The sequence below is a fragment of the Sulfurimonas sp. genome (genome assembly GCF_023229105.1).
Classification (GTDB): domain Bacteria; phylum Campylobacterota; class Campylobacteria; order Campylobacterales; family Sulfurimonadaceae; genus Sulfurimonas.
In genome coordinates this window covers 1-4,305 of the sequence record NZ_JALNZY010000112.1, presented here as the reverse complement: position 1 = coordinate 4,305, position 4,305 = coordinate 1, and the positions used below count along the sequence as shown (strand labels likewise).

Genomic DNA, 4,305 nt, shown 5'->3' with positions numbered 1-4,305 from the left:
GGGGGGGGGGGGGGGGGGGGGGGGCCGGGGGGGGGGGGGGGGGGGGGGGGGGCCGGGGGGGCGGGGGCGGGGGTTTCGGCCTCGTCGGCTCCGGGGCGGGCCTGGCCGGAGCGGCCCGAGCGGCCGCGCGAGGGGCGCTTGCGCCGGGCGGCGGGTTTGGGTTCCTGTTCCTGTTCGTCCGGATCGTCCAGCTCGGGAGCGGAATCGTCCAGGGGGCCGTCGTCCTCGCCGGGGTCGGCCAGCATGGCCTTCCACGAGGCCGGTCCGTTCACGGGGCCGGGCGCGGGCGCCTGCCGGGCCGCGGCCGCCGGAGACTCCTGGCCCCCGTCGGGGCGCGCCTCCTGGTCCGCGTCGCGGGCCTCGCGCCGCGGTTTCTTGCGCGGCGACTTGTTCGAGCCCGACCCACGGGGGCTCAATCCGAAAATGCTTCCGTCATCCGTCATAGGCAATGCACCTCTGAAAGTGGTCTTGGTTTCCCTCCCCCCTTCCTGCCATGCTTTCCCGGGTTTGACCAGCATCCGTATGCTTCGCCCCCCGGCACAGGCGGCCCTGCGGACGGAGTCCGGCCCTTTTTCGTCCGCCCGGGGTGACGCGGGGCCGGTTCTGCATTATATTGCGGGCATGATCCCGCCCCGCCCCCTGCGGGGCGACACAAAACGCAAGCAAGGAGACCCTCCGATGACCGAACGAGCCGGAATCGTCACCCTGGGCGGCAACGCCCTGACCCTGACGGGCAACCCCGCCCAGGTGGGCCGACAGGCCCCCGACTTCACGGCCCTGGACACGGACCTCGCCCCGCGCAGCCTGTCCGAGTTCAAGGGCAAGGTGGTCATCCTGTCCGTGGTGCCCTCCCTGGACACGCCCACCTGCGACCTGCAAACCCGCCGCTTCAACGCCGAGGCCGCCGCCCTGTCGCAGGATGTGGCCATCCTCACCGTGAGCATGGACCTGCCCTTCGCCCAGAAGCGCTGGTGCGGCGCGGCGGGCGTCGACCAGCTGACGACCCTGTCCGACCACCGCGACGCGTCCCTGGGCCTGGGCTACGGCCTGCTGATCAAGGAACTGCGCCTGCTGGCCCGCGCGGTGCTGGTCATCGACCGGACCGGCGTGGTGGCCTACCAGCAGATCGTGCCCGAGGTGGCCGACGAGCCCGACTACGCGGCGGCCCTGGCCGCGGCCAAGGCGGCCCTGTAGCCTCCGCCCGGCGCGGCGACGCGGCGGCCCCCTCCGGGGCCGCCGTTTTTTTGCCTCCGGAGCCGCGCCCGTCCGGGGAGGCGGCCGCGTACTGCCTTTCGGCGTCCAATGCGTTGACAAAACGTAAACGTTTTGTAATCGCATGGCCGAGGAGGAGCCGCCATGCCCCGCAAAGTCCGCTCCGTCCGGGTGCCCGAGCCCCTGGCCACCCTGGACCTGTCCGCCGTGATCCACGAATGCGAACGCTACCTGCGCGACCTGGAGTCGGCCACGCTCCTGCGCCTTGAGGGCAACAAGGAGGCCGCCGACGCGCTCATCCGGTCGCGCCAGGCCGACCTGGGCCGCAAGATCGGCATGAAGGTCTGGGAAGCCCGCGTGGCCTACGGCCGCAAGGACCGGCCCCTGGAGGACGAGCAGTGAGGCGGCGCACGCGCGGGGCGGCCCGGCGCGCCGCCGGGGAGGCGCCATGCTCCCGGTCCTGATCCGCGAGGGCACCTCGGGCATCGTCGAGGTCAGGGGCCCCGGGGCAACGCGCACATGGCACCCGCGCAACGACCTGGACGAGGCCCTGGAGCTGCTCTTCCTGCTGTACGAGGCCAGGACTCCGGAGGGCACGCGCTTTCTGGACAACTACCGCCGCGACGGCTTCAACTGGCTGTCGACCCAGGTGGGCAACCTCTACTGGCGCTGGCTGTTCCGGCTGGTGCAGTACGGCCCGCTGCTGGACGATCTCGCCCGGCGGCGGCGCATCCCGTATTTCCTGAACCGCCTGAATTTCGCGCGCATCTGGGAAGTGCTGCACCCGCGCCGCTGCAACCCCGGGGCGCGCTGGGCGGCGTGGCGGCTCTACCGCCGGACCCTGCCCGCCCACAACCGCGCGGTGGCCGCGCGACCCGGGGGCGACCTGCTCTTCTACCGCTACGGCCCCCGCGACTTCCGCACCCGCGAGATGCTCGAATTCTTCGAGGCCGAGGGCGTGCCCTTCCATTTCGTCTACTCGCCCTCGCGGCCCCTGCTCGACCGGCGCGACGCCCAGGGCCACCCGGTCTATTTCCTGCACCGCCGCTGGGCCGCGCCGCAGGTCTTCTGCAACACCTACGACCTGTCGGCCTTCGCCCCGGCCCTGCGCCCGGCCGTGGCCGCCGTGATCCGCCGCGCCGAGGAGCACATGTCCTTCGCGGTCTGGGAATACCGCCGCCACCTGGAGGCCCTGCGCCCGCGCCCGCCCCGGCTGCTCTTCGGCCTGGAGGACCACCAGGAGATCTACCCGCTGCTGTATGCCTGCCAGTCCCTGGGGGTGCCCACCGTGGGCTACCAGTTCAGCATGTACGCGAGGCGCCAGGCGGCCTACACCTTCGAGCGCTGGGCCCCGGGAAGCTACAACGGCTTCGACAACGTGATCACCTGGGGGCCCTATTGGGAAAAGGTCCTGCGCCGCTGGAGCCGGGTCTACCCCCCGGGATTCCACCTGCCCGGGGCCAACAAGCTGTCCTACGGCTACCGCCGCCTGGATTCGCCGAAGTTTTCCCCGCGCAACGTGCTGGTGCCCTATGAATTCTGGGGCAACACCCTGCGCATCGGCCAGTGCATGCGCAAGCTCATGGACCTGGGCTGGACGGTGTACTTCAAATTCAAGCCCGACGAGAACCCCGACCGCCAGCTCGACTGCTACGGCCTGCCCCAGGGCCACCGCGAGCGCATCGTGGGCGTGCGCGACATCACCGACGAGGTCATGGCCGAGGTCAACGTGGTGGCAGGCGGCATGAGCACCCTGCTCTACGACCTGCTGCCCTACGGCAAGCACACCTGGGTCTTCGAGACAGAGTTCCGCCTGCTGGACGACATGGTGGAGGACGGCCTGGCCGTGAAGGTCCGCTACGAGGACCTGGACACGCTGCCTGAGCCGCCCCGGGCCGACCTCGCCGTGGACCGCGACCAGCTCTTCAACCCCGCCCCCCTGGCCGAGGTGCTGCGCGCCCACGTCCTGTCGCGCCTGTAGCCGGGCCGGGGCCGCCACGGCAGGCCCCGGCCCGCCGCCACCGGCCGGGCCGCCCGGCCCCCGGGCCGCGCCGCGCACCGCGACGCCCCGGCCAGCGGGGCCCCGTTTTCCAACGCGAAACCAGAGCATTGCGCAAGGGATTGCCGGACCCCGCTTAACTTTGTTTACATACTGACTTTATCCGGCGATAATCGGCCCATGCCGTCTCCGCCGCCGCCCCCGGCCCTGCATCTCACCCGGCGGGTGATGGACACCCTGTCCGCCATCCATTCCACGCCGCTCACCTTTCTCCATGCTCCCATGGGTTACGGAAAGACCGTGGCCGTGCGGGAATACCTGAAAGCGAACCGGGCCACGCCCTTCTGGGTTTCCGTGCTGACCAGCGACCAGAACGCCTTCTGGCGGGATTTCTGCCGCGTGCTGCGCAAGGGTCTGGCCGGGGAGCCCGCCCCTGTGGACGCCCTCGAAGAACTTGGCTATCCCGACGATCCCGCCCGGACGGACGCGGTCCGGGAGGTGCTCGCCCGGCTGGACTTCCCCCCCGGGGCCGTCCTGGTCCTCGACGACGTGCACCTGCTGGCGGAAGCACAGGCCCGGAACCTTGTCCGCCTGTGTCTGCTGCTTGCGCGCCAGGGGGCCTTCCCGCCTCTGGTCTGCATATCGCGCCACCTGCCGGGCCCGGAACTGGCCGAGGCCCTGCTCAAGGGCCTCGCCGCGCAGGTCGGGCCCGCCGCCCTGGCCTTCGACCAGGAGGACATCCGCGCCTATTTCGGGCGGTGCGGCATTTCGTTGAAGGCGCAGGAGGCCGCGCAACTGTTCAGGGCTACGGGCGGCTGGGTCAGCGCCCTGTACCTGTACCAGCTGCATTATGCGCAACACGGCCACCTGGCGGCGCCCACCGGGATTTCCGACCTGCTGGACAGCCAGGTGTTCGACAGGCTCCAGGGCGCGGCCCGGGAGCTGCTTTTGCACCTCGCGCCCCTGGAGAGCTTCACCCTGGCCCAGGCCGAACTGTTCCGCGACGATGCCCGGCGCCTTCTTGCCGACATTGTCCGCCGCAACGCCTTCATCAGCCACGACCCGGCCACGGGGAACCACATGCTCCACGCCCT

The 4,305-nt window shown here is 71.1% G+C and carries 4 protein-coding genes; all 4 read left to right on the top strand.

The features are described 5' to 3' along the window. Window positions 1–678: 678 nt before the first annotated feature. Window positions 679–1,194, top strand: coding sequence for a thiol peroxidase (gene tpx / locus M0Q17_RS10765; RefSeq protein ID WP_295086720.1), 516 nt, complete (start codon window positions 679–681; stop codon window positions 1,192–1,194). A 162-nt stretch (window positions 1,195–1,356) separates the two neighbouring features. After that, entirely contained in the window at window positions 1,357–1,614 is a 258-nt protein-coding gene (locus tag M0Q17_RS10760; protein WP_291495576.1) for a hypothetical protein, read from the top strand. A 46-nt stretch (window positions 1,615–1,660) separates the two neighbouring features. After that, entirely contained in the window at window positions 1,661–3,193 is a 1,533-nt protein-coding gene (locus tag M0Q17_RS10755) for a hypothetical protein (protein ID WP_295086717.1), read from the top strand. A 198-nt stretch (window positions 3,194–3,391) separates the two neighbouring features. Continuing rightward, the coding region (locus M0Q17_RS10750; protein ID WP_295086716.1) for an AAA family ATPase at window positions 3,392–4,305 on the top strand (914 nt) is incomplete at its 3' end.